Origin of the sequence: Streptomyces sp. DSM 40750, from assembly GCF_024612035.1 — a bacterium.
Taxonomy (GTDB): domain Bacteria; phylum Actinomycetota; class Actinomycetes; order Streptomycetales; family Streptomycetaceae; genus Streptomyces.
On sequence record NZ_CP102513.1, the window covers coordinates 2,779,897 to 2,805,113 of the forward strand.

General features: G+C 71.9%; 25 protein-coding genes and 1 riboswitch. Of the genes, 11 read left to right on the top strand and 14 right to left on the bottom strand.

The genetic code is table 11. The features are described from left to right. Position 1: 1 nt before the first annotated feature. The gene (locus JIX55_RS12415) at positions 2–757 is read left to right on the top strand and encodes an SDR family oxidoreductase (protein ID WP_257563355.1); all 756 of its coding nucleotides are present in this window, start codon (positions 2–4) and stop codon (positions 755–757) included. Positions 758–848: 91 nt separating this feature from the next. Here JIX55_RS12415 and amaP read toward each other — a convergent pair whose 3' ends face one another. Genes amaP through JIX55_RS12440 form a run of 5 tightly spaced genes read right to left on the bottom strand, consistent with a single transcriptional unit; the run spans position 849 to position 3,283 of the window. Further along, positions 849–1,427 (bottom strand): alkaline shock response membrane anchor protein AmaP, encoded by a 579-nt coding sequence (gene amaP / locus JIX55_RS12420; RefSeq protein ID WP_257563356.1) that lies wholly within the window; start codon positions 1,425–1,427, stop codon positions 849–851. A gap of 6 nt (positions 1,428–1,433) precedes the next feature. After that, positions 1,434–2,150, bottom strand: a complete 717-nt coding sequence (locus JIX55_RS12425; protein ID WP_257563357.1) for a DUF6286 domain-containing protein — start codon at positions 2,148–2,150, stop codon at positions 1,434–1,436. Further along, positions 2,147–2,557 (bottom strand): Asp23/Gls24 family envelope stress response protein, encoded by a 411-nt coding sequence (locus JIX55_RS12430; RefSeq protein WP_257563358.1) that lies wholly within the window; start codon positions 2,555–2,557, stop codon positions 2,147–2,149. Before JIX55_RS12430 ends, JIX55_RS12425 begins: the two co-directional genes overlap by 4 nt. Further along, positions 2,554–2,739, bottom strand: coding sequence for a hypothetical protein (locus JIX55_RS12435; protein WP_257563359.1), 186 nt, complete (start codon positions 2,737–2,739; stop codon positions 2,554–2,556). Before JIX55_RS12435 ends, JIX55_RS12430 begins: the two co-directional genes overlap by 4 nt. A gap of 58 nt (positions 2,740–2,797) precedes the next feature. Continuing rightward, positions 2,798–3,283 carry an Asp23/Gls24 family envelope stress response protein gene (locus tag JIX55_RS12440; protein WP_257563360.1) on the bottom strand — a complete coding sequence of 162 codons (486 nt, stop codon included), beginning with the start codon at positions 3,281–3,283 and terminating at the stop codon, positions 2,798–2,800. An 89-nt stretch (positions 3,284–3,372) separates the two neighbouring features. On the opposite strand from JIX55_RS12440, the gene JIX55_RS12445 reads away from it, so the two are divergent. Then, on the top strand, positions 3,373–4,131 hold the full coding sequence (locus JIX55_RS12445) for a nucleopolyhedrovirus P10 family protein (protein WP_257563361.1): 759 nt from the start codon (positions 3,373–3,375) through the stop codon (positions 4,129–4,131). 150 nt (positions 4,132–4,281) lie between these two features. On the opposite strand, the gene JIX55_RS12450 is transcribed toward JIX55_RS12445, so the two are convergent. The 4 genes from JIX55_RS12450 to JIX55_RS12465 form a co-directional block, all read right to left on the bottom strand. Continuing rightward, positions 4,282–5,073, bottom strand: coding sequence for an enoyl-CoA hydratase/isomerase family protein (locus tag JIX55_RS12450; RefSeq protein ID WP_257563362.1), 792 nt, complete (start codon positions 5,071–5,073; stop codon positions 4,282–4,284). A gap of 125 nt (positions 5,074–5,198) precedes the next feature. Continuing rightward, a complete protein-coding gene (locus JIX55_RS12455) occupies positions 5,199–5,420 on the bottom strand; it encodes a helix-turn-helix domain-containing protein (RefSeq protein WP_006123601.1) in 222 nt (73 codons plus the stop codon). A gap of 337 nt (positions 5,421–5,757) precedes the next feature. Beyond that, positions 5,758–7,356, bottom strand: a complete 1,599-nt coding sequence (locus JIX55_RS12460; RefSeq protein WP_257563363.1) for an ABC-F family ATP-binding cassette domain-containing protein — start codon at positions 7,354–7,356, stop codon at positions 5,758–5,760. Positions 7,357–7,537: 181 nt separating this feature from the next. Beyond that, positions 7,538–8,200 (bottom strand): PQQ-like beta-propeller repeat protein, encoded by a 663-nt coding sequence (locus JIX55_RS12465; protein WP_257563364.1) that lies wholly within the window; start codon positions 8,198–8,200, stop codon positions 7,538–7,540. Between the two features lie 195 nt (positions 8,201–8,395). On the opposite strand from JIX55_RS12465, the gene JIX55_RS12470 reads away from it, so the two are divergent. Continuing rightward, positions 8,396–8,818, top strand: coding sequence for a VOC family protein (locus tag JIX55_RS12470; protein WP_257563365.1), 423 nt, complete (start codon positions 8,396–8,398; stop codon positions 8,816–8,818). A gap of 53 nt (positions 8,819–8,871) precedes the next feature. Here the strand turns inward: JIX55_RS12470 and JIX55_RS12475 are convergent, their stop codons facing one another. The 3 genes from JIX55_RS12475 to JIX55_RS12485 all read right to left on the bottom strand — a co-directional run bounded on the left by JIX55_RS12475 (position 8,872) and on the right by JIX55_RS12485 (position 12,542). Further along, a complete protein-coding gene (locus tag JIX55_RS12475) occupies positions 8,872–10,317 on the bottom strand; it encodes a hypothetical protein (RefSeq protein WP_257563366.1) in 1,446 nt (481 codons plus the stop codon). Between the two features lie 211 nt (positions 10,318–10,528). Continuing rightward, positions 10,529–11,656, bottom strand: a complete 1,128-nt coding sequence (locus JIX55_RS12480; protein ID WP_257563367.1) for an alpha/beta hydrolase family protein — start codon at positions 11,654–11,656, stop codon at positions 10,529–10,531. Positions 11,657–11,810: 154 nt separating this feature from the next. Beyond that, the gene (locus JIX55_RS12485; protein WP_257563368.1) at positions 11,811–12,542 is read right to left on the bottom strand and encodes a class II aldolase/adducin family protein; all 732 of its coding nucleotides are present in this window, start codon (positions 12,540–12,542) and stop codon (positions 11,811–11,813) included. A gap of 197 nt (positions 12,543–12,739) precedes the next feature. Between JIX55_RS12485 and JIX55_RS12490 the strand changes: the two genes are divergently transcribed. From JIX55_RS12490 to JIX55_RS12500, 3 genes are all read left to right on the top strand, one after another. Continuing rightward, the gene (locus JIX55_RS12490) at positions 12,740–13,489 is read left to right on the top strand and encodes a lysozyme (RefSeq protein WP_257563369.1); all 750 of its coding nucleotides are present in this window, start codon (positions 12,740–12,742) and stop codon (positions 13,487–13,489) included. 190 nt (positions 13,490–13,679) lie between these two features. Beyond that, positions 13,680–14,942, top strand: coding sequence for an inorganic phosphate transporter (locus JIX55_RS12495; RefSeq protein ID WP_257563370.1), 1,263 nt, complete (start codon positions 13,680–13,682; stop codon positions 14,940–14,942). 31 nt (positions 14,943–14,973) lie between these two features. Continuing rightward, a complete protein-coding gene (locus JIX55_RS12500; protein WP_257563371.1) occupies positions 14,974–15,195 on the top strand; it encodes a hypothetical protein in 222 nt (73 codons plus the stop codon). A 354-nt stretch (positions 15,196–15,549) separates the two neighbouring features. On the opposite strand, the gene JIX55_RS12505 is transcribed toward JIX55_RS12500, so the two are convergent. Together JIX55_RS12505 and JIX55_RS51430 are read right to left on the bottom strand one after the other, a co-directional pair. Next, the gene (locus JIX55_RS12505) at positions 15,550–15,861 is read right to left on the bottom strand and encodes a hypothetical protein (RefSeq protein WP_257563372.1); all 312 of its coding nucleotides are present in this window, start codon (positions 15,859–15,861) and stop codon (positions 15,550–15,552) included. A 30-nt stretch (positions 15,862–15,891) separates the two neighbouring features. Then, positions 15,892–16,038: a DUF397 domain-containing protein gene (locus JIX55_RS51430; RefSeq protein WP_443046408.1), complete on the bottom strand. Its 147-nt coding sequence runs from the start codon at positions 16,036–16,038 to the stop codon at positions 15,892–15,894. 170 nt (positions 16,039–16,208) lie between these two features. Then, positions 16,209–16,353, top strand: a riboswitch (cobalamin riboswitch). A gap of 98 nt (positions 16,354–16,451) precedes the next feature. Between JIX55_RS51430 and JIX55_RS12510 the strand changes: the two genes are divergently transcribed. From JIX55_RS12510 to cobO, 5 genes are read left to right on the top strand one after another with little or no spacing between them, the layout of a single operon-like run. Continuing rightward, a complete protein-coding gene (locus tag JIX55_RS12510) occupies positions 16,452–17,426 on the top strand; it encodes a cobalamin biosynthesis protein (protein WP_257563373.1) in 975 nt (324 codons plus the stop codon). Further along, a complete protein-coding gene (locus JIX55_RS12515) occupies positions 17,423–18,949 on the top strand; it encodes a cobyric acid synthase (RefSeq protein ID WP_257563374.1) in 1,527 nt (508 codons plus the stop codon). Before JIX55_RS12510 ends, JIX55_RS12515 begins: the two co-directional genes overlap by 4 nt. Continuing rightward, the gene (gene cobN / locus JIX55_RS12520; protein ID WP_257563375.1) at positions 18,946–22,602 is read left to right on the top strand and encodes a cobaltochelatase subunit CobN; all 3,657 of its coding nucleotides are present in this window, start codon (positions 18,946–18,948) and stop codon (positions 22,600–22,602) included. Before JIX55_RS12515 ends, cobN begins: the two co-directional genes overlap by 4 nt. Further along, positions 22,599–24,617 carry a putative cobaltochelatase gene (locus JIX55_RS12525; protein WP_257563376.1) on the top strand — a complete coding sequence of 673 codons (2,019 nt, stop codon included), beginning with the start codon at positions 22,599–22,601 and terminating at the stop codon, positions 24,615–24,617. Before cobN ends, JIX55_RS12525 begins: the two co-directional genes overlap by 4 nt. Continuing rightward, positions 24,617–25,216 (top strand): cob(I)yrinic acid a,c-diamide adenosyltransferase, encoded by a 600-nt coding sequence (gene cobO / locus JIX55_RS12530; protein ID WP_257563377.1) that lies wholly within the window; start codon positions 24,617–24,619, stop codon positions 25,214–25,216. Before JIX55_RS12525 ends, cobO begins: the two co-directional genes overlap by 1 nt. The last annotated feature ends 1 nt before the right edge of the window (position 25,217 follow it).

Consider the following 25,217-nt stretch of genomic DNA (forward strand, 5'->3'; position numbering starts at 1 on the left):
CATGGATCTTGGGCTGAAGGACCGTGTCTACATCGTCACCGGAGCGACCCGCGGACTGGGCAACGCGGTCGCGCGGGAACTCGTCGCCGATGGCGCGAAAGTGGTCGTCACGGGCCGCGAGGAGGAGAGCGTGGGCGCGGCGGCGGCCGCTCTCGGGGCGCACGCGGTGGGGGTCGCCGCGGACAACGCCGACCCGGAGGCCGCCGGGCGGCTGATCGCCGCCGCCCGTGAGCACTTCGGGAGGTTCGACGGCATCCTCATCAGCGTGGGCGGGCCGGCGCCGGGGTTCGTCGCGGACACCACGGACGAGCAGTGGACCACCGCGTTCGAGTCGGTGTTCCTGGGGGCGGTCCGCTTGGCGCGGGCCTCCGCCGAAGTGCTCGGTGAGGGCGGTGTCATCGGGTTCGTGCTGTCCGGGTCCGTGCATGAGCCGATTCCGGGGCTGACCATCTCCAACGGGCTGCGGCCCGGGCTGGCCGGGTTCGCCAAGTCGCTGTCCGACGAGTTGGGGCCGCGGGGGATTCGGGTCGTGGGTCTTCTTCCGGCTCGTATCGATACGGATCGGGTGCGTGAGCTGGACGGGATGTCGGCCGATCCGGAGGCGACCCGGGCAGCGCACGAGTCGCGGATTCCGCTGCGGCGGTATGGGCGGCCGGAGGAGTTCGGGCGTACGGGGGCGTTCCTGTTGTCTCCGGCCGCGTCGTATCTGACGGGGATCATGCTGCCTGTGGACGGTGGGATGAGGCACGGGTTCTGACGGTCGTTCGCCGGGTGCGTGTGTGGGGGCTGGTCGTGCCCACGCGGCGGAGCCGCATATCGACACAGCCCCGCCCCCCTGAGGGGCGCGCTCAACTCACCCTTTCCGCACGGTGTTTGGCCCCTTGCAGTCTTACCTCCGCCGGAAGTGCCGCCAGGCCCGCCGAGTTCTGGGCGTGGGTGAGGGCCTCCGTGGTCAGGGTGTGGAGGGCGTCGCCCGGATTCACGTGGGGCTGGAGGCGGAGGCGGACTCGGGCCTCGGGGGTGTTGCGACGGCCGGTCAGGCGGGCGTGGGCGCGTTGGACGCCGTCCGACTGGGTGGCCTCGGTGGTCAGTACGCCCTCCAGCGCGCGCCCTCGCAGCAGTGCGCCCTCGCCGTCGCCGGTGTCGACGAGCACCTCGGCGAGCCGGTGGCGGCGCAGGACGGCGGTCAGCCACCACAGGGCGAGCAGGACGAGGAGGGCGAGTACGGCGATGACGGTGGGCCACCACCAGCCGTCGTCGCGCCACCGGGTCCGCTCGGCGTCGCTGAGCAACACATCGTTCTGGCCGTCGTGCGGCCACCAGGAGGGCGGGTCGACGCCCAGCCCGACGGCGAGGACGGCGCCGCCGGCCACGACCAGGACGAGCCCGACGATCCCGAGCAGCACACGGTTGACGATCTTCAGCATCGCGTCTCACCCCTTCCGGCCGGGCCGGCGTACGTGCACCGCCAGGGCGGGCGGCCGGGACAGGCCCAGCCCCCGGATGCCGTCGGCGAGCGTGAGGTCCAGGTCGGCCCGTACGTCGTCGAGTTCCCGGAAGTGGGACACCGCGCGGACGTCGACCCTCTTCCGTCCCACCCGGACCCGTACCGACCGCACGCCGGACACCTCCATGGCCCGGTCGCGCAGGGCCAGCGCGGCGGCGCCCCGGTGCAGGCCGGCCCGTACGTGCGGATGGACACGCCGCATCGGCAGGACGTCGCGCAGTCCGGGGGTCGCGGCGAGCACGAGCAGCCACAGGCCGAGGAGTACGGCGATTCCGGCGCCGGTGAGCACCCAGGCGTCGTCGAGGGGCCGCTCGGCGAGTTCCCTGGCCAGCGAACGGCGCCACTCCATGCCGGGCCGGTCGGCGCGGACGGCGGCGACGTCGTACAGGAAGAGGCCCGCGCCCGCGAGAAGCAGCACCGCGAGGATGCCCGCGGGCACTCTGCGGGCGGACCAGAAGCGCTTCTCCTTGCCGTCCGCACCGTCGAGGACGGGCAACGGGTCGTAGGCGGCGGCGGACGCCGACTGATCGGGTTGGTCCGGCTGGTCCGCCTCGCGGTCGGTCGCCGTCCCACCGGCCGTCTCGTCGGCCTTCTCGATGACGGGTAGTCGTTGAGTGGTGCCTTCGCGCTGGGGTTCGCTCATCGCGTCCTCCCCTGTGCCGCGTCGTGTGCGTGCGCCAGATGCAGCCGTTCCACTTGGACGGCCACCTCCGATACATGCATTCCCGCCAACGTCCCTACCCGCTGAGCGACATGACGACGCACCGCAGCGCACTGGCCACCGATGTCCGAGGGGTAGGGAAGTTCGAGACTGACGCGGATGCGCGCGGTCTCGGTGGGGGTTCCCTCGCTCGAACGAGGCCGAGCGTGGGGGCGGACGACGACGGTGGCGTGCGGGGGCGCGGCGTCCGGCGTCGGTGATTCCAGTGCTTCGCGCGCCGCCTGCGAGGCGATCTTCGCGACCACCCGGTCGGCGATCCTGGTCGCCCCGCGCTCACCGGGCGCGACGGCCTTCGTCCGGGTGGGACGGCCGCTGTCCACGGGGTTCATCGGCGCCGGTCGTCACGCGGGCGGAAGAAGTCGCCCAGGTCCAGGTCCCCCTCCAGGAACCGGCCGACGACGAAGCCGACGGCGCCCAGCGCGGCGACCAGCAGAAAGGCTCCGAAACCGCCGAAATACCCGGCGAAGCCCAGCGCCAATCCGGCGATCATGCCGACCACGGCCAAGCTCATGCTGTGCTCCTAGGGGTTCGGACACTCCTGTCGTATGTCATCGGGGCCGGGACTCCGCTCATTGCAGCCGGGACTCCGGCTCCTCGTCCTCCTCGTCCGGCAGCTTCACATCGCTCACCGCGATGTTGACCTCGACGACCTCCAGGCCGGTCATCCGCTCGACGGCCGCGACGACGTTCTCGCGCACATCCCGGGCCACGTCGCCGATGGACACCCCGTAATCGACGACGATCTCCAGATCGAGCGCGGTCTGCACCTCGCCGACCTCGACCTTCACACCCCGGGTCACCGCCCTGGACCCGCCGGGGACCCGGTCCCGCATGGCCCCGAAGGTCCGTGACAGCCCGCTGCCCATGGCATGCACGCCCACCACTTCCCGCGCGGCGAGCCCTGCGATCTTCTCCACGACGCCGTCGGCGATGGTCGTACGCCCCCGGGTCGCCGGATCACCGCCGCCACGCCGGGTGACCTTGCGCCCGACCTGCGTCGGCTCCTTGGTGGTGTCGGGCCCCTCCGTCCGGTTCCGCTCCGTCATGTCAGTCATGCCGTACGTCCCTTCCGGTCGTGCCCCCTCAAACCCACAGTAGGCGCGGTTGCGGCGCCGCGCGCCGGGAGATGCGGCAGGCTGGAGCAATGACGGCGGACGGTTTGACGAAGGCGGTACGACGGCAGCTCGGGCTCGGCCGCATACTCCCCCTGGGCGGCGCGCACGACGGCGCGTGGATCACGGAGAGCGCGGCCGAAGCGGTACTGCGCCGCAATGCCGCCTCCCTGCGCGGGGTCGCGCTCGGCCCCGTCCGCATCTCACTCGCCGCCCCGGAGACCTCGCCCGATTCCTACGAGGACGAGACGGCCGTACCCCCTCCCCCGAGCGCCCTCCCGTCCGGTCCGCTCCGCATCACCGCCGACTTCGCGGCCTCGGCGGCTCCGACCGCCGAGCCCTTCCCCGCGACGGCGACCCGCCTCCGCTCGGCCCTGTCCACCACAGCCACGGAACGCCTCGGGCTGACGGTGACAGAGGTGGACCTCCGGGTGACGGCCCTACTGGAGGACGAGGTGAAACCCGCGCACCCGGCCCCTGAACCCCCGCCCACCGCGCCGCCCCCACCCACCGGCGACGACGAGGATTCCCGCGCAGCCGCCGCAGCCCTCTCGGTCCCCGGCGTCACCCACCTGACCGGCACCCTCGGCGGCCTGGGCCGGCCCATCCACATCGCCGCGGGCCCCGCCCTCCCCCGCCGCCACGTCCGAGTGGAACTGGCGGTCACGGAGGAAAGACGAGCCCTGGACGTGGCCCGCGAGGTCCGCACGGCGGTGAGCGACTCCCTACCGGACCACCCGTCGGTGGCGGTACTCATCACCGCGGTGACGGCCGGCCCTGCCGTCGTCTGACCGCTGTCCACCCCTGGGGCGAACGTTCCGCAGGGCGATGGGGCCCCGCTCGATCGAAGCCGAGCGGAGGGGGGGAGGGCGGGCACAGCCCTCAGCGCCGGGCGCCCCGCGACCCGGCCCCGGCCCCGGCCCCGGCCCCGGCTGAGCCGACTACTCCCCGATCCCGGCCAGATCCCGCAGCCGCCGAGCCTGCGCCGCCCTCTCCGCCGCCCTCTGCTCCTCGTACGACCGGCCCTGCGCGCCGCGCAGCAACCCCTTCGTCTCGATCACCGCATCGCGCGGCGCGGCCACCAACGCGGCCGCCAAATCCCGCACCGCGTCGTCGAGTTGATCCGCCGGCACGGCAAGGTTCGCAAGGCCGACCCGCTGGGCCTCGTCCGCCTGGACGAAGCGTCCGGTGAGGCAGATCTCCAGCGCGCGCCCGTACCCGACGAGGCTCACCAGCGGATGCGTCCCGGTGAGGTCGGGAACGAGCCCGAGGCTGGTTTCGAGCATGGCGAACTGCACGTCGTCGGCGACGACGCGCAGATCACAGGCGAGGGCAAGCTGGAAGCCCGCACCGACGGCGTGCCCTTGCACGGCGGCGATGGACACGATGTCGCTGCGCCGCCACCAGGTGAACGCCTCCTGGTACTCGGCGATGGTCGAGTCGAGCTCGGCGTCGTCACGGCGCGCGAGATCGATCAACGACGGCTCCCCTTCGATGCCTTCGGGCGTGAACATCTGCCGGTTGAGTCCGGCGGAGAACGACTTGCCCTCGGCACGCAGCACGACCACACGGACGGAGCCCGGCACCAACCGCCCGGCCTCGGTGAGTGCCCGCCACAGAGCGGGGCTCTGCGCGTTGCGCTTGGCCGGATTGGCGAGCGTCACCGTGGCGATCGCGTCGTCGACGGTGAGCCGTACGCCGTCCTTGTCGAGCAGCGGTTCGAGCGAAGCCATGGGGCGCCTCCGATGAGTGCGGTCAGCAGAGCGAGGGAACATCGCTAAGTGACTGCACAGTAACCACCCGGTCGATCAGCCGACCGACCGGGTGGCCACCATCGAAGCCGATGGGCCGCCCGGGGTCAGGCCGAAGCGGCCTTCTTGCCCCGCGTCGCCCCGCCACGCCCTCGGAGCGTGACGCCCGACTCGCTGAGCATCCGGTGTACGAAGCCATACGAGCGGCCGGTTTCCTCGGCCAGCGCCCGAATGCTCGCACCGGAGTCGTACTTCTTCTTCAGGTCTGCCGCGAGCTTGTCGCGCGCGGCGCCGGTAACCCGGCTGCCCTTCTTCAGAGTCTCGGCCACCCGGTCCTCCTCATGGGAAGTGCGCTCTGGTTCTCCTCATGATCACCCCTCCGGGGCGTGATGGCCACCCATTCGGCAAGGTCCGTGGGACAAGGTTTTGACGACAGGAGCGCGTCCCCACGAGTGGAATCTGTGATTCCGCCCAGCGACGTCCGTACGACCGAACGGGTTGTTCTGTGAAGTGCCAGGTCAGAGACGCACGACGGCCGAGCCCTTCGCGCAGAAGGGCTCGGCCGTGAAATCGATGTACGACACACCTCGGTACGAGGAGATCTCACACAGATGATGGATCACGGATGGGCCGAATGATCCATAGGCAGTTGATCAACCCATTTGATCAGGCGAGCGCGACGAGGTCCGCGTAGTCCGCGCCCCACAGGTCCTCGACACCGTCCGGCAGCAGGATGATCCGCTCCGGCTGGAGCGCCTCGACCGCGCCCTCGTCGTGGGTGACGAGGACGACCGCGCCCTTGTAGGTGCGCAGCGCGCCGAGGATCTCCTCGCGGCTGGCGGGGTCGAGGTTGTTCGTCGGCTCGTCGAGCAGGAGGACGTTCGCGGACGACACCACGAGGGTCGCGAGCGCGAGACGGGTCTTCTCACCGCCGGAGAGGACGCCGGCCGGCTTGTCGACGTCGTCGCCGGAGAACAGGAAGGAACCGAGCGTCTTGCGGATCTCGACCAGGTCCAGGTCGGGGGAGGCGGAGCGCATGTTCTCCAGGACCGTGCGCTCCGGGTCGAGGGTCTCGTGCTCCTGCGCGTAGTAGCCGAGCTTGAGGCCGTGGCCCTCGATCACCTCGCCGGTGTCGGGCTTCTCGACGCCGCCGAGGAGGCGGAGGAGGGTGGTCTTGCCCGCGCCGTTGAGGCCGAGGATGACGACCCGGGAGCCCTTGTCGATGGCCAGGTCGACGTCGGTGAAGATCTCCAGCGAGCCGTACGACTTCGACAGGCCCTCGGCGGTGAGCGGGGTCTTGCCGCAGGGCGCGGGCTCGGGGAAGCGGAGCTTGGCGACCTTGTCGGAGACCCGTACCGCGTCGAGGCCGGCGAGCAGCCGGTCGGCGCGCTTCGCCATGTTCTGCGCGGCGACGGTCTTGGTGGCCTTGGCGCGCATCTTGTCGGCCTGCGAGTGCAGCGCGGCGGCCTTCTTCTCGGCGTTCTGCCGCTCGCGCTTGCGGCGCTTCTCGTCGGCCTCGCGCTGCTGCTGGTAGAGCTTCCAGCCCATGTTGTAGACGTCGATCTGGGCGCGGTTGGCGTCCAGGTAGAACACCTTGTTGACGACCGTATCGACCAGGTCGACGTCGTGGGAGATGACGATGAAGCCGCCGCGGTAGGTCTTGAGGTAGTCGCGCAGCCAGACGATCGAGTCGGCGTCGAGGTGGTTCGTCGGCTCGTCGAGGAGCAGCGTGTCCGCGTCGGAGAAGAGGATGCGGGCCAGCTCGATACGGCGGCGCTGACCGCCGGAGAGGGTGTGCAGCGGCTGGCCGAGCACCCGGTCGGGCAGGTTGAGCGCGGCGGCGATGGTGGCGGCCTCGGCCTCGGCGGAGTACCCGCCCTTGGTGAGGAACTCCGTCTCCTGGCGCTCGTACTGCTTCAGCGCCTTCTCGCGGGTGCCGCCCTGGCCGTTGGCGATGCGCTGCTCGTTCTCACGCATCTTGCGGATCAGTACGTCGAGGCCACGCGCGGAGAGGATGCGGTCGCGGGCGAGGATGTCGAGGTCGCCGGTGCGGGGGTCCTGCGGGAGATAGCCGACCTCACCGGAGCGGGTGATGGTGCCGCCGGCCGGGATGCCCTCGCCGGCCAGGCACTTGGTGAGGGTGGTCTTGCCGGCGCCGTTACGGCCGACCAGGCCGATGCGGTCGCCCTTGGCGACACGGAAGGTGGCGGACTCGATGAGGACGCGGGCACCGGCGCGCAGCTCGATACCGGAGGCGGAGATCACGGACATACTCCAGGGCGGAAGGGGTGGCGGGTGGGCGGCTGAGGACGTTCCCGCCGTCTAATGCGCGAGGAGAATGGCCATGGGCCGATTCTAACTGGGGGCGGCAAGCGGTTTTCCGCCCGTATGACAAGGGATCACGTGGTCTCGGTCACCGGCGCGGCCGGACATCGGTCACCGCGGGCTACGGGAGGTCGTTGCCGAGCGGTCTGCGGTCCGGCGTGATCCGCCCGAGATCGTCGACGGCGACCAGCTGGGACGTCCAGGGCGCGTCCGGGTCCGGGTCCGAAGTCCCGTCGGTGGTGCAGGGCTGGGCGACGAGCAGCGCCGGGCCGCGCCGCACCGCCCGACCGGGCTCGAACGCGCAGCCCTCGCGGGCGGGCAGCACCCAGCGGAGGTCGCCGTCCGCGAGGCGGTACGCGGTGACACGGCCGGGGGTGACCACGGCGAGCATGCGGGGGCCGAGGAGCCTCAGGGCCCTGCCCCGGGCCCCGGCCCGGGGTCGGTCGGCCGCGCCCGGTACGGCCCGGTGCCAGCGGACCCCCTCGCTTCCCGTGTCGGTCACCAGCCCGTCGTCCCACAGCGCGATGACGTGCCCGCGCACCGGGAGCACTTCGAGGGGGCGGCGGCCCGGACGGGCATGGGTCCAGTGGAGGCGGCCGCTCTCCGGGGCGTACGCCGTCACTACGGCCCTCGTCGTACGCGGTCGGGGTCCGCCGGCGTACTCCACGCGTGCGTGGAGGGTGAACCGGTCGCCGTAGGGGGCGGGCCGGGCCTGGTGCGCGGCCAGGAGGACGGGGGCCGCGAGGAGGAGGGCGAGGGGAGCCACCAGCAGACGACTGCGCATGGGGCGCACAGCGTAGGCGGCGCGGGTCCGTCGGCAGCGGTGGCGCTGCGGGACCGGTGGCGGCGCGTCCCCCGATCGGCCGCCCGGGCAACGTCCGGTCAACCGCCCGTCCGACCTCTCGCTCGCTCGGCAGGGTGTTGTCAGTGCCGGGTGCAAAACTGTGCAGCAGATCGTATTCCGGACGACGGAGAGGTCGTGATCGGTATGGCAGGCAGGAGCGACGGGCGTCCGAGCGTCTATCCGACGCTGCTGTACGCGGACGCCAAGGCCGCCATCAGGCAGCTCACGGAGGCGCTGGGCTTCACCGAGCTGTCGGTGTACGAGGGCGAGGACGGGGTGGTGCAGCACGCCGAGCTGACGCAGGGGAACGGCGCGGTGATGGTGGGCTCCAAGGGCAGCGGCAGCGTCTTCGACGGCGCGATGAAGGGCGCGGGGCCCGCCGGGGTGTACATCGTGGTGGACGACGTGGACGCCCACCACCGGCGGGCCGTGGAGCACGGTGTGGAGATCCTGATGCCCCCGACGGACCAGGAGTACGGATCGCGCGACTACATGGCCCGGGACGCCGAGGGCAATGTGTGGAGCTTCGGCACCTACGCCCCCGAGACAGGCGGCTGACGTCCACGCGACCGGGCCGCTCGGCCCGGCGCCGGCCGGCTCGGTCTCCCCGGTCAGCTGCCTCCGGTGTGCACCTGGAAGGCGGCTCGGCGGACCGCCTTGGCGAGGGCCGGGTCGGGGTGGGCGGCGGCGAGGGCGACCAGGACCTGGACGGTGCGGGGGTGACCGACCGCGCGGACCTCGGCGAGCAGCGCGGGGACCGTGGCCTGCACCGCGGACTCCAGATGCCGTACGAGCAGCGGGGCCTCGCCGTGGTCGGCGACGGCCGCGGCGGTGTCCACCCAGAGCCAGGTGGCCTCTTCGCGGGTGAGCACCTCGTGGGCGTCCTCGGGGTCGGCGCCGTCGTGTTCGGCGAGCCACAGCAGGGCGTAGGGGCGCAGCGGGGTCTCGTCGGCGACGGTGCGTACGTCCGGCTCGGCGGGGGCGCCGACGACGCGCAGCGCCTCGAAGGCGAGGCCGCGGATGAGGGCGTCCTCGCCTCGGGCGGCGTCGATGAGTTCGGTGACGGCGCCGCCGACGGGGCGGGCGGCGAGCCAGGCGCGGTACTCGGCGCGGGCCGCGTTGGGGCGGAGCTGGGCGCAGCCGCGGAGCATGTCCTCGGCGGAGACCTCGATGTTCCCGGCGGGGCTCTGCGCGGCGACGCAGATCTGCTCCAGCTTGACCCAGACCGCCCAGCTTCCGAGCGGGGTGAGGGTGGCCTGGCCGTCGCCGTAGGTGAGGGCGCCGACGGAGGCGAGGGCGCGCAGGGACCAGTCGAGCAGCGGGGCGAGAGGGGTGTCCTCGGGGCTGGGTTCCGCGGTCGCCTCGGCATCGGGGGGTGCGGCGCGCAGCGCCTCGTCGGAAGGGTGGTGGGCGACGGATGGGACGTAGGGGACCTCGCAGCGCTCGGTGCGCAGTTCGGTGACCCGCTGGTCGAGGAGGTCGAGGAGTTGTTCCACGGGGACGGGTCCGGCGGAGAGCTGGAGGAAGGAGAGCACCTGCGGCATGGCCGAGACGACTTCGGCGACGGCGGCGGGCTCTCGGTCCGCGGGCTCGGGGTGGGCGATGGACCAGGCGTCGAAGAAGGCGACCCAGCCGCGCAGTACGGCACTGTCGTCGCGGTTCCAGGCGCGCAGCCGCCAGCCGGGGCGCGCGCTGTCGCCGTGCACCTCGACGAGGCCGGCCAGACGTGCCGTGTCCCAGTCGTGGTGCACCTGATCCGGGGTCAGCCCCAGGTCGGCGGCGGCCCGTTGGGCGCTCGCGGCGGAGAGGGTGCCCTTGCCGTCGGAGCTCGCGCCCTCGCGGCCGGGGCGCAGGGCGGCATCGGCCCAGTGGGCGACGCGGGCCGCGTCCGCCAGGACGGCGCGGGCCATGCGGGCGAGTTCCGCGGGCGGCGGGGTGCCCTCCGGGGGCCGGGGAGCCGGTCGGCGGCGCTGGGTCACTGCTGCTCGGGGAGCGGCGGCCAGGGTTCGCGGGCTGACGAGTCGGAGCCTGGAGTCGCGCGGATTACGGGACGTCACGGGGGCAGTCTTCCGGTTGACGGTCCGAAAACCCAAACGGAATGTCACAGCGGGCGACAGGGATGGCCAACGCACGGGTTCCCCAGGGGGTCGACACCGAGGAGGATCGCCCTGGTTCGACGCTAAACGGAATGTGGCGTACCTCTCTGTGGCGGCGGGTTTCGGCGCCCCTGGGCCGGCGTCGGCCGCCGGCCGCCGGTCGGCCCGGCCGCTACATCAGCGGTGTGAGGAAGCGGCGGAGGGCCTCTTCGTAGGCCTTGGGGTCGGCGTTCCACATGGCGCCGTGCGGGGCGTCGCGGACCGTGCGGAGGGTGACCCGGCCGGGGTGGCGGGCGGCGAGGCGGCGGGAGGGGTCCCAGGGGGCGACGACGTCGTCGGGGCCGTGGAAGAGCAGGGTCGGGGTCCTGAGCTCCGGCGGGACGGCGGTCTGGTCGACGGGGGCGGCGGGCAGTCCCGTACGGCCCTGGGCGGCGCGGACCGCGAGGGGCAGCAGGACGCCGGGGGTGCGGCGGGCGGCGGCGAGGGCGCGCAGGGTGGCCGTCCAGTCGAGGACCGGTGAGTCCAGGACGAGTCCGGCGACGCGGTCGCGCAGCGGGGAGTACGTGGCGGCGCGCAGGGCCATGGTGGCGCCGGTGGACCAGCCGTACAGGACGACCTGCTCGGCGCCGAACCGCACGGCGTACCGGATGGCCGCGTCCACGTCGCGCCACTCGGTCTCGCCGAGGTGGTTCAGGCCGTCCGGCGAGCGGGGTGCGCCCGGGTCGCCGCGGTAGGCGAGGGCGAGGACCGGGAAGCGGTGGTGGTGCAGGAACTCCATGACGTTCAAGGCGTGTTCACGGGTGGCGCCCAGGCCGTGCACGGCGATCACCCAGGTGTCCCGGGCCGCGGGCACGGCCCATGCGGGCAGGGTGCCGAGTTCGCCGGGGACGTCGACGTCGTCGTGGTCGAGACCGAGCGCGGTGCGCGGGTCGCCGATGTGGGTGTTCGGGGTGAGCCACACCCTGTCGCCGGGCTCCAGGGTGCCGTGGGTGACGCGCTCCAGGCGGCGTACGACCGTGTCCGCGGCGTGCGGGGCACCGTCCAGGACGCCGCCGACGACCGCGTGGGAGCCGTGACCGGTGAGGCCGTAGGTGCCGGGGCGTTGTGAGGCGAAGGCCCGGGTCAGGGCGATACGGCCCGCGGCGGTGGAGTGCACGGTCAGCCGGGGTTCCGTGGGCAGAGGTCCGCCCGGCGGCGCCTTCAGCGCGACGTCACTCGCCAGCCGGCCCACGGCGACACTGGCCGCGCCGGCCGCGAACACGACCCCGAGGGCCGAGGCTGCCGCCTTGACTGCACGCACGGCTCCAGTGTCCTGGCGAACCCCGCCATGGGCCAGTGGGCATGGGATTCCGGGTGACCGGGGTGACGAGCGCACAGCCCTGGTGCGCAAAGGAGCGCGGATGAGAGGGACACCGCCGGGCCGTGCCGACTCGGCTGGGTGTCGACGAGCCCGCCTACCCCGGCTGCCCGTACCCCCGCAGCCGCTCCCCCACCTCCGCCACCTGCGCGTGGGTGAGCAGGTTCGGGCTGAGGCCCGGTACCGAGGACGCCGTCAGCCAGAGGTGGGACATCCATTCGAGTTGGGCCGTGCGGTCGTAGGCCTCGGAGAGGGTGTTTCCGTATGTGACCGTGCCGTGGTTCTGGAGGAGACAAGCGGTGCGCTCCGTCAAGGCGCGGAGCATGTTCTCGGCCAACTCCGGGGTGCCGTAGGCCGCATAGGGGGCGACGCGGACGGGTCCGCCGAGGGCGGCTGACATGTAGTGGATCAGCGGCAGTTCGCTCACGAGGGTGGAGACGGCCGTCGCGTGGACGGCGTGCGTGTGGACGACGGCGCGGGCGTCGGTCGTGGTGTGGATCGCCAGGTGCATGGGGAGTTCGCTCGTCGGGCGGAGCGTGCCGAGGACCTGCCGGCCGGACAGGTCGACGCCCGTCACGTCGTCCGGAGTCAGACGGTCGTACGGCACGCCCGTCGGCGTGACCAGGACGGTGCCCCTGACGCGTACGGAGACGTTGCCGGAGGTGCCGACGACCAGACCGTCGGTCACCGTCCGGCGGGCGGTCGCGACGAGTTCGTCCCACGCGCGCGCCACGTCGTCCGGCACACGCCGTCGCCGTACGTTTCGTGAATCCTGCGGATCCTCACCCGTGTCCCGCCCGTCCCGGGCGTCGCGCCGCTGTTCAGCCATGCCGTGATCCTGCCAGGCGGACGGCGATGAACGGGCCTGGGCGTGGGCACTGTAGGGCCGAAGACGGGCCTGCGGAAGAGCCCATATGCGCATACATCACCCGGTGTTGGCGATTGGCCGGTGATCGACGGCGTTTCGGGGATCTTCCAGTAGCCTCCGGTTGTTTTGTCGCACACGTCGCCATTCCGGGGGGAAACATGGCCCGTGATCTCAAGCAGTCCCGTCGTCGCAACCGCGCATTCGCGGCCTCCGTCGCGGCGCTCGCCCTGGGGGGGACCGCTCTCGTCGAGATCCCTGTCTCGGCCGCCGCCAGGCCCAAGGGGCACGACGTCTCCTCGCACCAGAAGAAGGTCAACTGGTCGAGCGCGAAGTCGAAGGGCGCCAGGTTCGTCTACGTCAAGGCGACCGAGTCCACGACCTACCGCAACCCGTACTTCGGCCAGCAGTACAACGGCTCGCGGAACGCGGGCCTGGTCCGCGGCGCGTACCACTTCGCGGTGCCGGACAAGTCGTCCGGCAAGGCCCAGGCCCGCTACTTCGTGAACAACGGCGGCGGCTGGCGCGCGGACGGCTGGACGCTGCCGCCGGCGCTCGACATCGAGTACAACCCGTACGACAAGAAGAGGAAGTGCTACGGCCTGAGCGACGGCAGGATGGTCGGCTGGATCAAGTCGTTCAGTGACGAGGTCAAGCGCCTCACCGGCCGTCGTCCGGTGATCTACACGACCACCCACTGGTGGAAGACCTGCACCGGCAACAGCACGGCCTTCGGCGGGAACCACGCGCTGTGGCTGGCCCGGTACAACTCCGCGGGGGCGGGAGAGCTGCCCGCGGGGTGGAAGTTCTGGACGATCTGGCAGCACGACAACGGCAGCGGGAGCCTGCCGGGTGACCAGAATCTCTTCAACGGGTCAACGAGCCGGCTGAAGAAGTTCGCCAAGGGGTAGCGGACCTCGACATTCCGTCTCAGTTCGAACACGGGGCTGCCGCTCCGCCGGGCTCGACGCGCCCGTCGGCATAGAAGCGGAACGGCGACACCTCATTCACTACACCCGCACGCCTGTCTGAGTTCATCTTCCGTTCATCCAGGTTGCCTACGGTCCACATGCCACTGACGTCCGAAAGAAGCCTGGGTAAATGGAAAACTTCTCGCTGATCCTCGCGATCGTGGTGATCACCGCGCTCGCGTTCGATTTTACGAACGGTTTCCACGACACCGCCAACGCGATGGCCACCACCATCTCGACCGGCGCCATGAAGCCCAAGGTCGCGGTGGCCATGTCCGCCGTGCTCAACCTTGTCGGCGCGTTCCTTTCCATCGAGGTCGCCAACACCATCTCCAAGGGACTCGTCGACGAGTCCGGCATACAGCCAGAGGTCATATTCGCGGCGCTCGTGGGCGCCATCCTCTGGAACCTGCTGACCTGGCTCGTCGGACTCCCCTCCAGTTCCTCGCACGCCCTGATGGGCGGTCTCGTCGGCGCCACGATCGCCTCGGCCGGCCTGGGCGGGGTGCACGGCGACGTGCTCGTCACCAAGGTGCTGATCCCCGCCGTCGCGGCCCCGCTGGTCGCCGGCATCGCGGCGATGTTCGCCACCCGGCTGACGTACAGGCTCGGGAAGCACACGAGCGAGAAGGCCTCCGGCAAGGGCTACCGCGCCGGTCAGATCGCCTCCGCGGGCCTGGTCTCGCTGGCCCACGGCACGAACGACGCCCAGAAGACGATGGGCATCATCACCCTGGCCCTGGTCGCCGGTGGCGCTCTCGCGCCCGACTCCGACCCGCCGGTCTGGGTCATCGTCTCCGCCGGTATGGCCATCGCGCTCGGCACCTACCTGGGCGGCTGGCGCATCATCCGCACAATGGGCAAGGGCCTGACCGACCTCCAGCCGCAGCAGGGCTTCGCCGCCCAGACCAGCGCGGCCACGGTCATCCTCGCCTCCTCGCACCTCGGCTTCTCCCTCTCCACCACGCACTCGGTCTCCGGCGCCGTGATGGGCGCGGGCCTCGGCCGCAAGGGCGGTGTGGTCCGCTGGTCCACCGCCACCCGGATGTTCGTCGCCTGGGGTCTGACCCTGCCGGCCGCCGCGCTGGTCGCCGCGCTCGCCGAGTGGGTCACGTCCTTCGGCACCTGGGGCACGGCCGTCGTCGCGGTCTTCCTCATCGCCTCCAGCGCCGCGATCTGGGTGGTCTCACGCCGCGAGGTGGTCGACCACACCAATGTGAACGACGCCGAGGAGACGCCCGGCGTGGTGACCACGGCGATCGCAGCCGTGACGCCGCCGCCGGCCGGCACGGTGACCGAGGAGCTCACGGCGACCATCCCGGCCCCCGCGGCCGCGACCGCCGCCGAGACCACGGCCTCGACGAACCCGCCCACGCCGACGCCCGCCGTCTGAGCCCCGCGACTCCCTGAGGAAGATCACCACCATGCACATCGACTGGGCAGCCCTCGGCTCCGTCTTCGGAGTCAGCCTCGTGGTCACCGTGGCCCTCGTCGGCCTCTTCACCCTGGGCATCGTCGGCCTCTCCAAGCGGGAGGAGGCGTCAACCCGGGGCGACTCGGTGGCGCCGGCGACCGCCGGGGCGTACGCGTGCTTCGCGCTGTGCGCGGCGGCCGTGGCGTACGGAATTTCCCTGATCATGACCTGAGACCGGAAATCCCACGGCCCCCTCGGGTCGGCACCGGCAACTTCAGAATCAACCCCCGTAAGCGCTTTGTGACGCTTTCGGGGGTTTTCTCTGCACGGGGGGCCTCATGGCGGCCTTCGGGATACGAGCGTGGTGGCGGGAGTTGCGGGATCCGGGTGGCGACCGAGATGCCGAACAGCAGGACGCTGCCGCATGCCGTGTCGAGCAGCTTCGGCCCCGGCATTCCGCTCGGAGGCGCCTCACCGCTCGCCTCGGCGGTGATCGGCGCGGTGGGCGCGGCCCTCGTCACCGCTCTGGGCGCATGGCTGGGCAGGGCGTCGCGTCACCGTTCCACCGGTCCTCGGGACACCGCCGTCAGCGGTGGTGCGGCCGCTGGGGCCGAGCCTCCCCCAACGCCCGGTTCAGGACCCGGAGCCGCTCCGTGACCGGGGTCAGCCCCCACCACAGGCCGGCCCCGGCGGCGCCGAGTACGGTCACCACCAGCCAGACGAGACCACGCACCTCACCACTCGGCACGAGAAGCGCGGCCAAGGCGCCCGCCCCGACGGACAGCACTCCCATCACTGAGCAGAAGAGCGCCAGTGGGGCGGCCGCTGTCACCCGGTCTCGCCACTCACCCGGCTTCCCCGTGCGCGCCGAGGCGGTCTCCCTCGCTCGGTCTCCCATGTGTGCACCTCCCGTCTCCCGAGCGGATGTTCACGATCCGCCCGCTCCCGGGTCCACAAGCCCCGCCAGAAAACCACACCACGCCGCGTAGCGAAAGACGAGCAGCGCGTCACTCTTCGAGTTCGCGTCACGGGCCATGACACGCCTCTCCTCGGCAGCCACCTCCACGCAACACATCACCCGATACCGCGCGTCGGCGCTCAGCCTTCGTACTGCCGTTCCCTCAAGTGTTCCCAGCCTGGGGGTCGGGGAAGAGCGCGGAAAGAGCCGATTCGGGCGTCTGACGGGATTTCAGCGGTGTGGGGCTCAGCACACCGCTCCACCGCAGGTCAACAGCAAGTTGACGGGTCTTCCAAGGGCGTGGTGGACTGCCGGGGCCATGTACGACGGCAGGAGAGGAAGCCGGTGCGAGTCCGGCGCGGTCCCGCCACTGTCACCGGGGAAGAACCTTCCCCGGGAGCCAGGAACTCTCGCCGTCGGTCTCGTCGAACCAGGGCGTGGACACCCTGAGTGAGGACATATCGCCATGCGCGGCTGCCACTTGAGTTTCAGCACCTGGTCCCTGCCCGACCTCGCGATCGGCTGAACCCGTGCGTGCCGATCGCGTCTTCGCGTACGGCGCCGCCGCCGGGCTCCTCGGTGATCTGCTGTTCGGTGATCCGCGCCGGGGGCATCCGGTCGCCGCGTTCGGGCGGGCGGCGGGTGCCGTGGAGCGGGTGCTGTGGCGGGACCACCGGGGGTGGGGCGCGCTGCACACCGCCGTGTGCGCCGGTGGCGCCGTGGCGCTCGGTGCCGTCGCCGCGTCCGCCGTACGGCCGTCGCGTGCCGCCTCCGTGGCGTTGACCGGTGCCGCCACCTGGGCCGTCGTCGGGGGGACTTCGCTCGGGCGGGAGGCCCGGGCCGTGGGGCGGTTCCTCGACGCCGGGGACATCGAGGGTGCGCGGGCCCGGTTGCCTCATCTGTGCGGGCGGGATCCTCAGGCGCTCGACTCGGACGGGATCGCGCGGGCTGTCGTGGAGTCCGTCGCCGAGAACACGTCGGACGCGGTGGTGGGGGCGCTCGTGTGGGGCGCCGTCGGTGGGGTGCCGGGGCTTCTGGGGTTCCGGGCCGTCAACACGCTGGATGCCATGGTCGGGCACAGGTCGTCGCGTCATCGTCGGTACGGGTGGGCTTCGGCTCGGCTGGACGATGTGGCGGGGTGGCCCGGGGCCCGGCTCACCGCGGTGCTGGCCGCGGCCGCGGGTGGAGATGCGCGGGGGGCCGTTCGGGCCTGGCGGAAGGATGCGGGGAAGCATCCGAGTCCCAATGCGGGGCCCGTGGAGGCGTCGTTCGCGGGGGCGCTCGGAGTGCGGTTGGGGGGCACGTTGTCGTATGGGGGGCGGGTCGAGCATCGGCCTGTGCTGAATGGGGAGGGGCGGGCTGTACAAGTCGCGGACATCGAGCGGGCTGTTCGGTTGTCGCGGCGGGTGAGCTGGCTGGCGCTGGGGGTCAGTGCGGGTGCGTCGCTGCTGCGGGAGCGGGTTGTGGGGCGCCCCGCCCAGCAGCGGGAAAAGGGGAACTCATGAGCGGCAGTCGTGCCCGGGGCGGCGGACTGCTCGTCGCCGGGACCACCTCCGACGCCGGTAAGAGCGTCGTCACCGCCGGGATCTGCCGGTGGCTGGTGCGTCAGGGGGTCAAGGTCGCGCCGTTCAAGGCGCAGAACATGTCGCTCAACTCCTTCGTGACGAAGGAGGGCGCCGAGATCGGGCGGGCGCAGGCGATGCAGGCGCAGGCCTGTCGCATCGAGCCTGCCGCGGTCATGAATCCCGTGCTGTTGAAGCCGGGCGGTGAGCAGAGCAGTCAGGTGGTGCTGCTGGGGAAGCCCGTGGGTGAGCTGAGCGCGCGGGGCTATCACGGCGGGCGGCAGCAGCGGCTGCTCGGGACCGTGTTGGACTGTCTCGCCGAGTTGCGGGGCACGTATGACGCGGTGATCTGTGAGGGGGCCGGCAGTCCTGCCGAGATCAATCTCCGGCGGACCGACATCGTCAATATGGGGATCGCCAGGAATGCCGGGCTTCCCGTGCTCGTCGTCGGCGACATCGATCGCGGCGGGATGTTCGCGTCGTTCTTCGGGACCGTCGCGCTGCTGTCCGCCGAGGACCAGGCGCTCGTCGCCGGGTTCCTCGTCAACAAGTTCCGGGGGGACGTCTCCCTGCTGGAGCCGGGGCTCGACATGCTGCACGGGCTCACCGGGCGGCGGACCTATGGTGTGCTGCCCTTCCGGCACGGCCTCGGGATCGATGAGGAGGACGGGCTCAGGGTCTCGCTGCGGGGGACGGTCCGGGAGTCGAATGTCGCGCCGCCCGTCGGGGAGGACGTGCTGCGGGTCGCCGTGTGCGCGATTCCGCTGATGTCCAACTTCACCGATGTGGACGCGCTCGCCGCCGAACCCGGTGTCGTCGTCAGGTTCGTGGACCGGGCCGAGGAGCTGGCCGACGCCGATCTCGTCGTCGTGCCGGGCACCAGGGGGACGGTCCGGGCGCTGGAGTGGCTGCGGGAGCGGGGCCTCGCCGACGCCCTCCTGCGCAGGGCCGCGGAGGGGCGGCCGACCCTCGGCATCTGCGGTGGGTTCCAGGTTCTCGGCGAGCACATCGAGGACGAGGTCGAGAGCCGCCGAGGCCATGTCGAAGGGCTCGGACTCCTTCCCGTCCGCGTGCGGTTCGCGCGGGAGAAGACGCTGACACGGCCCGTCGGGGAGGCCCTCGGGGAGCGGGTCGACGGCTACGAGATCCATCACGGGGTCGCCGAAGTCGTCGGCGGTGACCCCTTCTTGGACGGGTGCCGGGTCGAGCAGACCTGGGGCACGCACTGGCACGGGTCGCTGGAGTCGGACGGGTTCCGGCGGGCGTTTCTGCGCGAGGTGGCGGCCGCCGCGGGGCGCCGTTTCGTGCCGGCCGCCGACACGTCGTTCGCCGCACTGCGCGAGGAACAGCTGGACCGGCTCGGCGATCTGATCGAGGAACACGCGGACACGGACGCGCTCTGGCGGCTCATCGAGTCGGGCGCGCCCACAGGACTGCCTTTCATTCCACCGGGAGCGCCCGCATGAGCACAGTGTTGTTGTTGTCGACCGCCGACACGGACCTGTTGGCGGCCAGGGCCGCGGCCGGCGCCTCGTACCGGATCGGCAATCCGACCCGCATCGATGTGGCGGAGGAGCTGCCCGGTCTCGTCGAGTGCGCGGACATCGCGGTCGTACGGCTGCTGGGCGGCAAGCGGGCCTGGGAGGACGGGCTCGCCATGCTCAAGGCCTCCGGCATCGCGACCGTCCTGCTCGGTGGCGAGGCCGTGCCCGACGCCGAGTTGATGGCCGAGTCGTCCGTGCCCGCCGGAGTCGTGGCGGAGGCGCTGCGGTATCTCGTCGAGGGCGGCCCCGCCAACCTCACCGAGCTGGCGCGGTTCCTGTCCGACACCGTGCTGCTGACGGGTGAGGGGTTCGTCGAGCCGCGGAAGATGCCGGAGTACGGCGTCCACGGCGAGCGTCCGGTCGTCGAGGGCCGCCCGACCGTCGGCCTGCTCTTCTACCGTGCCCATGAACTGAGCGGCAACACCGCCTTCGTGGACACCCTGTGCGACGCGATCGAGGCGCGGGGCGCCAACGCCCTTCCGGTGTACTGCGGTTCGCTGCGCGGAGCCGACGCCGGACTGTACGAGATCCTGGCGAAGGCGGACACGCTGGTCGCCACCGTGCTCGCCGCCGGTGGCACGCACGCCTCGCAGGCATCGGCCGGCGGCGACGAGGAGGCGTGGGACATCGGGGCGCTCGCCGACCTCGACGTGCCCGTACTGCAGGGACTCTGCCTCACGTCGTCGAGGCAGGCCTGGGACGCGTCCGACGCGGCTCTCTCCCCCATGGACGCGGCGATGCAGGTCGCGATCCCGGAGTTCGACGGGCGGCTGATCACCGTGCCGTTCTCCTTCAAGGAGCAGGGGCCGGACGACGTCCCGGTCTACGTCGCCGACCCCGAGCGGGCCGCCCGGGTCGCCGGAATCGCCGTACGGCACGCGCGGCTCAGGCACAAGCCGAACGCGGAGAAGAGGCTCGCGCTCGTCTTCACCGCGTATCCGACCAAGCACTCGCGGGTCGGCAACGCGGTGGGGCTGGACACGCCCGCCTCGGCGGTGCGAGTGCTGGACGCGCTCAAGGAGGCCGGATACGGCGTCACCGCATACCCTTCCGGCGGCGACGAGTTGATCCACCGGCTCATCAACGCCGGTGGTCACGACGTCGAGTGGCTGACGGAGGAGCAGCTGGCCGCCGCGCCCGCGCGGGTGCCGCTCGCCGACTATCGGGCGTGGTTCGACAAGCTCGACCCGGAACTCAGGCAGGCCATGCTGGACGCGTGGGGCGAGCCGCCGGGCTCGCTGTACGTCGACGGGGACGACATCGTGCTCGCGTCCCTGCAGTTCGGGAACGTCGTCGTGATGATCCAGCCGCCGCGCGGCTTCGGGGAGAACCCGATCGCGATCTACCACGACCCGGACATGCCGCCGTCGCACCACTACATGGCGACGTACCGGTGGCTCGAAAACTCGTTCGGCGCGGACGCCATCGTGCACATGGGCAAGCACGGGACCATGGAGTGGCTGCCGGGCAAGGGGCTGGGGCTCAGCGGCGGCTGCGCCCCGGACGCCGTCCTCGGTGAACTCCCCCTCGTCTACCCCTTCATCGTCAACGACCCCGGTGAGGGCACCCAGGCCAAGCGGCGCGGGCACGCCACCGTCGTCGACCATCTCGTACCGCCGATGGCGCGCGCGGACACGTACGGCGATCTGGCGAAGCTGGAGCAGCTGCTCGACGAGTACGCGCTGGTCTCCGATCTGGACCCGGGGAAGGCGCCGGCCGTGCGGGCGCAGATCTGGACGCTGGTCAAGGCGGCCGAGCTGCACCACGACCTGCATGTCGACGAGCAGCCGGACGACGAGGCGTTCGACGAGTTCGTCATGCACATCGACGGCTATCTGTGCGAGATCAAGGACGTGCAGATCCGCGACGGGCTGCACATCCTCGGTGGCGGGCCGGTCGGCGAGCCGCGCGTCAACCTCGTGCTGGCCGTGCTGCGCGCCTCGCAGGTGTGGGGCGGGAAGGCGAACGCGCTGCCGGGGCTCCGGGCCTGCTTCGCCGACCGTTTCGGGTTCGTGGAGAAGGAGCTGCTGGCCGAGCCGGGGCTGCCGGTGAAGGTGCCGGTGGAGCTGACGGAGCTCGTCGAGGGGCCGTCGCGTACGGCCGCCGACGCGATCGATCTGCTGGAGCAGCTGTGCCGGCGGGTCGCCGAGGGCATGGAGGCTCGGGAGTGGGACGTGGCGGCCGTGCCGGCGCTCGTGCGTGAGGTGATCGGCGCCGAACTGCCGGACGCCGTAGCGGTGCTGGAGTTCGCGTGCGAGGAGGTCGTGCCCCGCCTGGAGAGGACCACGGACGAGATCGGCCACATCCTCAAGGCGCTCGACGGCGGTTATGTCCCGGCGGGTCCGTCCGGTTCGCCGACGCGCGGGCTGGTCAACGTGCTCCCGACCGGCCGCAACTTCTACTCCGTCGACCCCAAGGCCATTCCGTCCCGGCTGAGTTGGGAGGTCGGGCAGTCGCTCGCCGACTCGCTCGTGCAGCGGTATCTGACCGACACCGGGGCGTATCCGAAGTCCGTCGGGCTGACGGTGTGGGGTACGTCCGCGATGCGCACGCAGGGCGACGACATCGCGGAGATCCTGGCGCTGCTGGGGTGCCGTCCGGTGTGGGACGACGCGTCGCGCCGGGTGACCGGGTTCGAGGTGGTGCCGCTCGCGGAGCTGGGGCGGCCGCGCATCGACGTCACCGTGCGGATCTCCGGGTTCTTCCGGGACGCCTTCCCGCACGTGGTCGCGCTGATCGACGACGCGGTACGGGCCGTGGCGGAGCTGGACGAGCCCGCCGACTCCAACTACGTACGGGCGCACGTGGACGAGGACACCGCCGAGCACGGCGACCGGCGACGGGCGACGGCCCGTGTCTTCGGCTCGAAGCCGGGGGCGTACGGGGCGGGGTTGCTGCCGCTGATCGACGCGCGCAACTGGCGGTCGGACGCGGATCTGGCCGAGGTGTACGCCGTCTGGGGCGGCTATGCGTACGGGCGCGGGCTCGACGGGCGGGTGGCGCGCGGGGACATGGAGACGGCGTTCAAGCGGATCGCCGTCGCCGCGAAGAACGTGGACACGCGTGAGCACGACCTCGTCGACGCGGACGACTACTTCCAGTACCACGGCGGCATGGTCGCCATGGTGCGGCATCTGACGGGGGCGAGCCCCGAGGCGTACGTCGGTGACAGTGCCGTTCCGGACCAGGTGAAGACGCGGACCCTCGGCGAGGAGACCCACCGCGTCTTCCGCGCCCGCGTCGTCAACCCGCGCTGGATGGCGGCCATGCGGCGCCACGGCTACAAGGGCGCCTTCGAGATGGCGGCGACCGTCGACTACCTCTTCGGGTACGACGCGACGGCCGGGGTCGTGGACGACTGGATGTACGAGAAGCTCAGCGCGGAGTACGTCTTCGACGCGGAGAACCGGGACTTCATGAAGAAGTCCAACCCGTGGGCGCTCAGGGGCATCACCGAGCGTCTGCTGGAGGCCGCCGACCGCGGTCTGTGGGCCGAGCCGGACGCCGACACGATCGAGCGGCTGCGGGCCACGTATCTGGAGCTTGAGGGCGATCTGGAAGGCGACGAAAAGTGAGTGTTCCGTTTCCGTTCACGGCGGTCGTGGGCCAGGACGACCTGCGGCTCGCGCTGTTGCTGAACGCGGTGTCGCCGGCCGTCGGCGGTGTGCTGGTGCGTGGTGAGAAGGGGACCGCGAAGAGCACCGCCGTGCGGGCGCTCTCCGCGTTGTTGCCGGAGGTGGAGGTCGTCGCGGGGTGCCGTTTCTCGTGCGACCCCTCGAAGCCGGACCCCGCGTGCCCGGACGGGCCGCACGAGCCGGCGTTCGAGACGCGGCCGTCGCGCATGGTCGAGCTGCCGGTGGGCGCCTCGGAGGACCGGCTCGTGGGCGCGCTCGACATCGAGCGGGCGCTCTCCGAGGGCGTGAAGGCGTTCGAGCCGGGGCTGCTCGCGGACGCGCACCGCGGGATCCTCTACGTCGACGAGGTGAACCTGCTCCACGACCACCTCGTCGACCTGCTGCTCGACGCGGCCGCGATGGGCGCCTCGTACGTCGAGCGTGAGGGCGTCTCCGTACGGCATGCCTCGCGGTTCCTGCTCGTCGGGACGATGAACCCCGAAGAGGGCGAGCTGCGGCCGCAGTTGCTCGACCGGTTCGGGCTGACCGTCGAGGTCGCGGCCTCGCGGGAGCCGGACCAGCGGGTGGAGGTCGTACGGCGGCGGCTCGCCCACGACGACGACCCGGCCGGTTTCGCGGCCCGTTGGGCCGACGAGGAGGCCGCCGTACGTCAACGCATCGTCGCCGCACGGGAGTTGTTGCCGTCGGTGGTCCTCGGCGACGCGGCGCTGCGGCAGATCGCGGCGACGTGCGCCGCCTTCGAGGTGGACGGCATGCGGGCCGACATCGTGATGGCCCGGACGGCCACCGCGCTGGCCGCGTGGGCCGGGCGGACCGAGGTGCTGGCGGAGGATGTGCGCCGGGCGGCGCTGCTCGCGCTGCCGCACCGGCGGCGGCGGAACCCGTTCGACGCGCCGGGGCTCGACGAGGACAAGCTCGACGAGACGCTGGAGGAGTTCGGCGGGTCGTCGCAGGACGAGGATCCGGATCCCGGCCCGGACGGGCCCGGTGGGGGCGGGCAGCCGCCGTCCTCGGAGCCCGACGGGCCGCAGGGCGGTGACACCGGTGCGCAGCCCGAGGCCGGGGAGGGCGGGGAGCCGCAGCCCTCCGGGGCCGGTGCGGGCGAGCGGTCCGCCGTAGGGGCCGCCGAGCCCTTTCGTACGAAGGTGCTGAGTGTGCCGGGGCTCGGTGAGGGCGCCGCCGGGCGGCGTTCGCGGGCGCGGACCGAGCACGGGCGCACGACCGGGGCGCGCCGGCCGCGTGGCACGCTGACCAAGCTGCATCTGGCGGCGACCGTGCAGGCCGCCGCGCCGCATCAGCGGGCACGGGGGCGGTCCGGGCCGGGGCTGGTCGTCCGCCGTGACGATCTGCGGCAGGCGACCCGGGAGGGGCGGGAGGGGAACCTCGTGCTGTTCGTGGTCGACGCCTCCGGATCGATGGCGGCGCGGCAGCGGATGAGTGCCGTCAAGGGCGCTGTTCTCTCGCTGCTGTTGGACGCCTACCAGCGGCGGGACAAGGTGGGGCTGGTGACCTTCCGGGGCGCGGCCGCCGAGGTGGCGTTGCCGCCGACCTCGTCCGTGGACGCGGCGGCGGTCCGGCTGGAGTCGCTGCCCACGGGCGGACGGACGCCGCTGGCCGCCGGGTTGTTGCGCGCCCATGAGGTGCTGCGGGTGGAGCGGCTGCGGGATCCCGCGCGGCGGGCGCTCGTCGTGGTCGTGACCGACGGGCGGGCCACGGGTGGCCCCGAGCCGGTCGCGCTCGCCGGGCGGGCGGCGCGGCTGTTCGCCGCCGAGGGCATCGCCTCCGTGGTCGTCGACTGCGAGTCGGGGCCCGTGCGGCTGGGCCTCGCCGGGCAGCTCGCGGGTGAACTGGGCGGTACGGCGGTGACGTTGGACGAGCTTCGGGCGGACTCCATCGCCGGGCTGGTACGGGATGTACAGGGAACTTCGCACAGGACTTCTGGGAGGGCGGCGTAATGCCTCAGGGACAGCCGAGTGTCGTACCGAACGACGGACTGACGACGCGTCAGCGCCGGAATCGTCCGCTGGTCTTCGTGCACACGGGCATCGGGAAGGGCAAGTCGACCGCCGCGTTCGGGCTCGCCCTGCGCGCCTGGAACCAGGGGTGGCCGATCGGGGTGTTCCAGTTCGTCAAGTCGGCGAAGTGGAAGGTCGGCGAGGAGAACGCGCTGCGGGTGCTGGGCGCCAGCGGTGAGGGCGGGTCCGTCGACTGGCACAAGATGGGCGAGGGCTGGTCGTGGGTGCAGCGCGACGGTCAGATGGACAACGAGGAGAAGGCCCGGGAGGGCTGGGAGCAGGTCAAGCGGGACCTGGCGGCGGAGACGTACAAGCTGTATGTCCTCGACGAGTTCGCGTACCCGATGCACTGGGGGTGGGTGGACACGGACGAGGTCGTGGACGTGCTGCGGAACCGGCCGGGGACCCAGCATGTCGTCATCACCGGGCGGAACGCGCCCGAGAAGCTCGTGGACTTCGCTGACCTCGTGACCGACATGTCCAAGGTCAAGCACCCCATGGACGCGGGCCAGAAGGGCCAGCGAGGCATCGAGTGGTGAC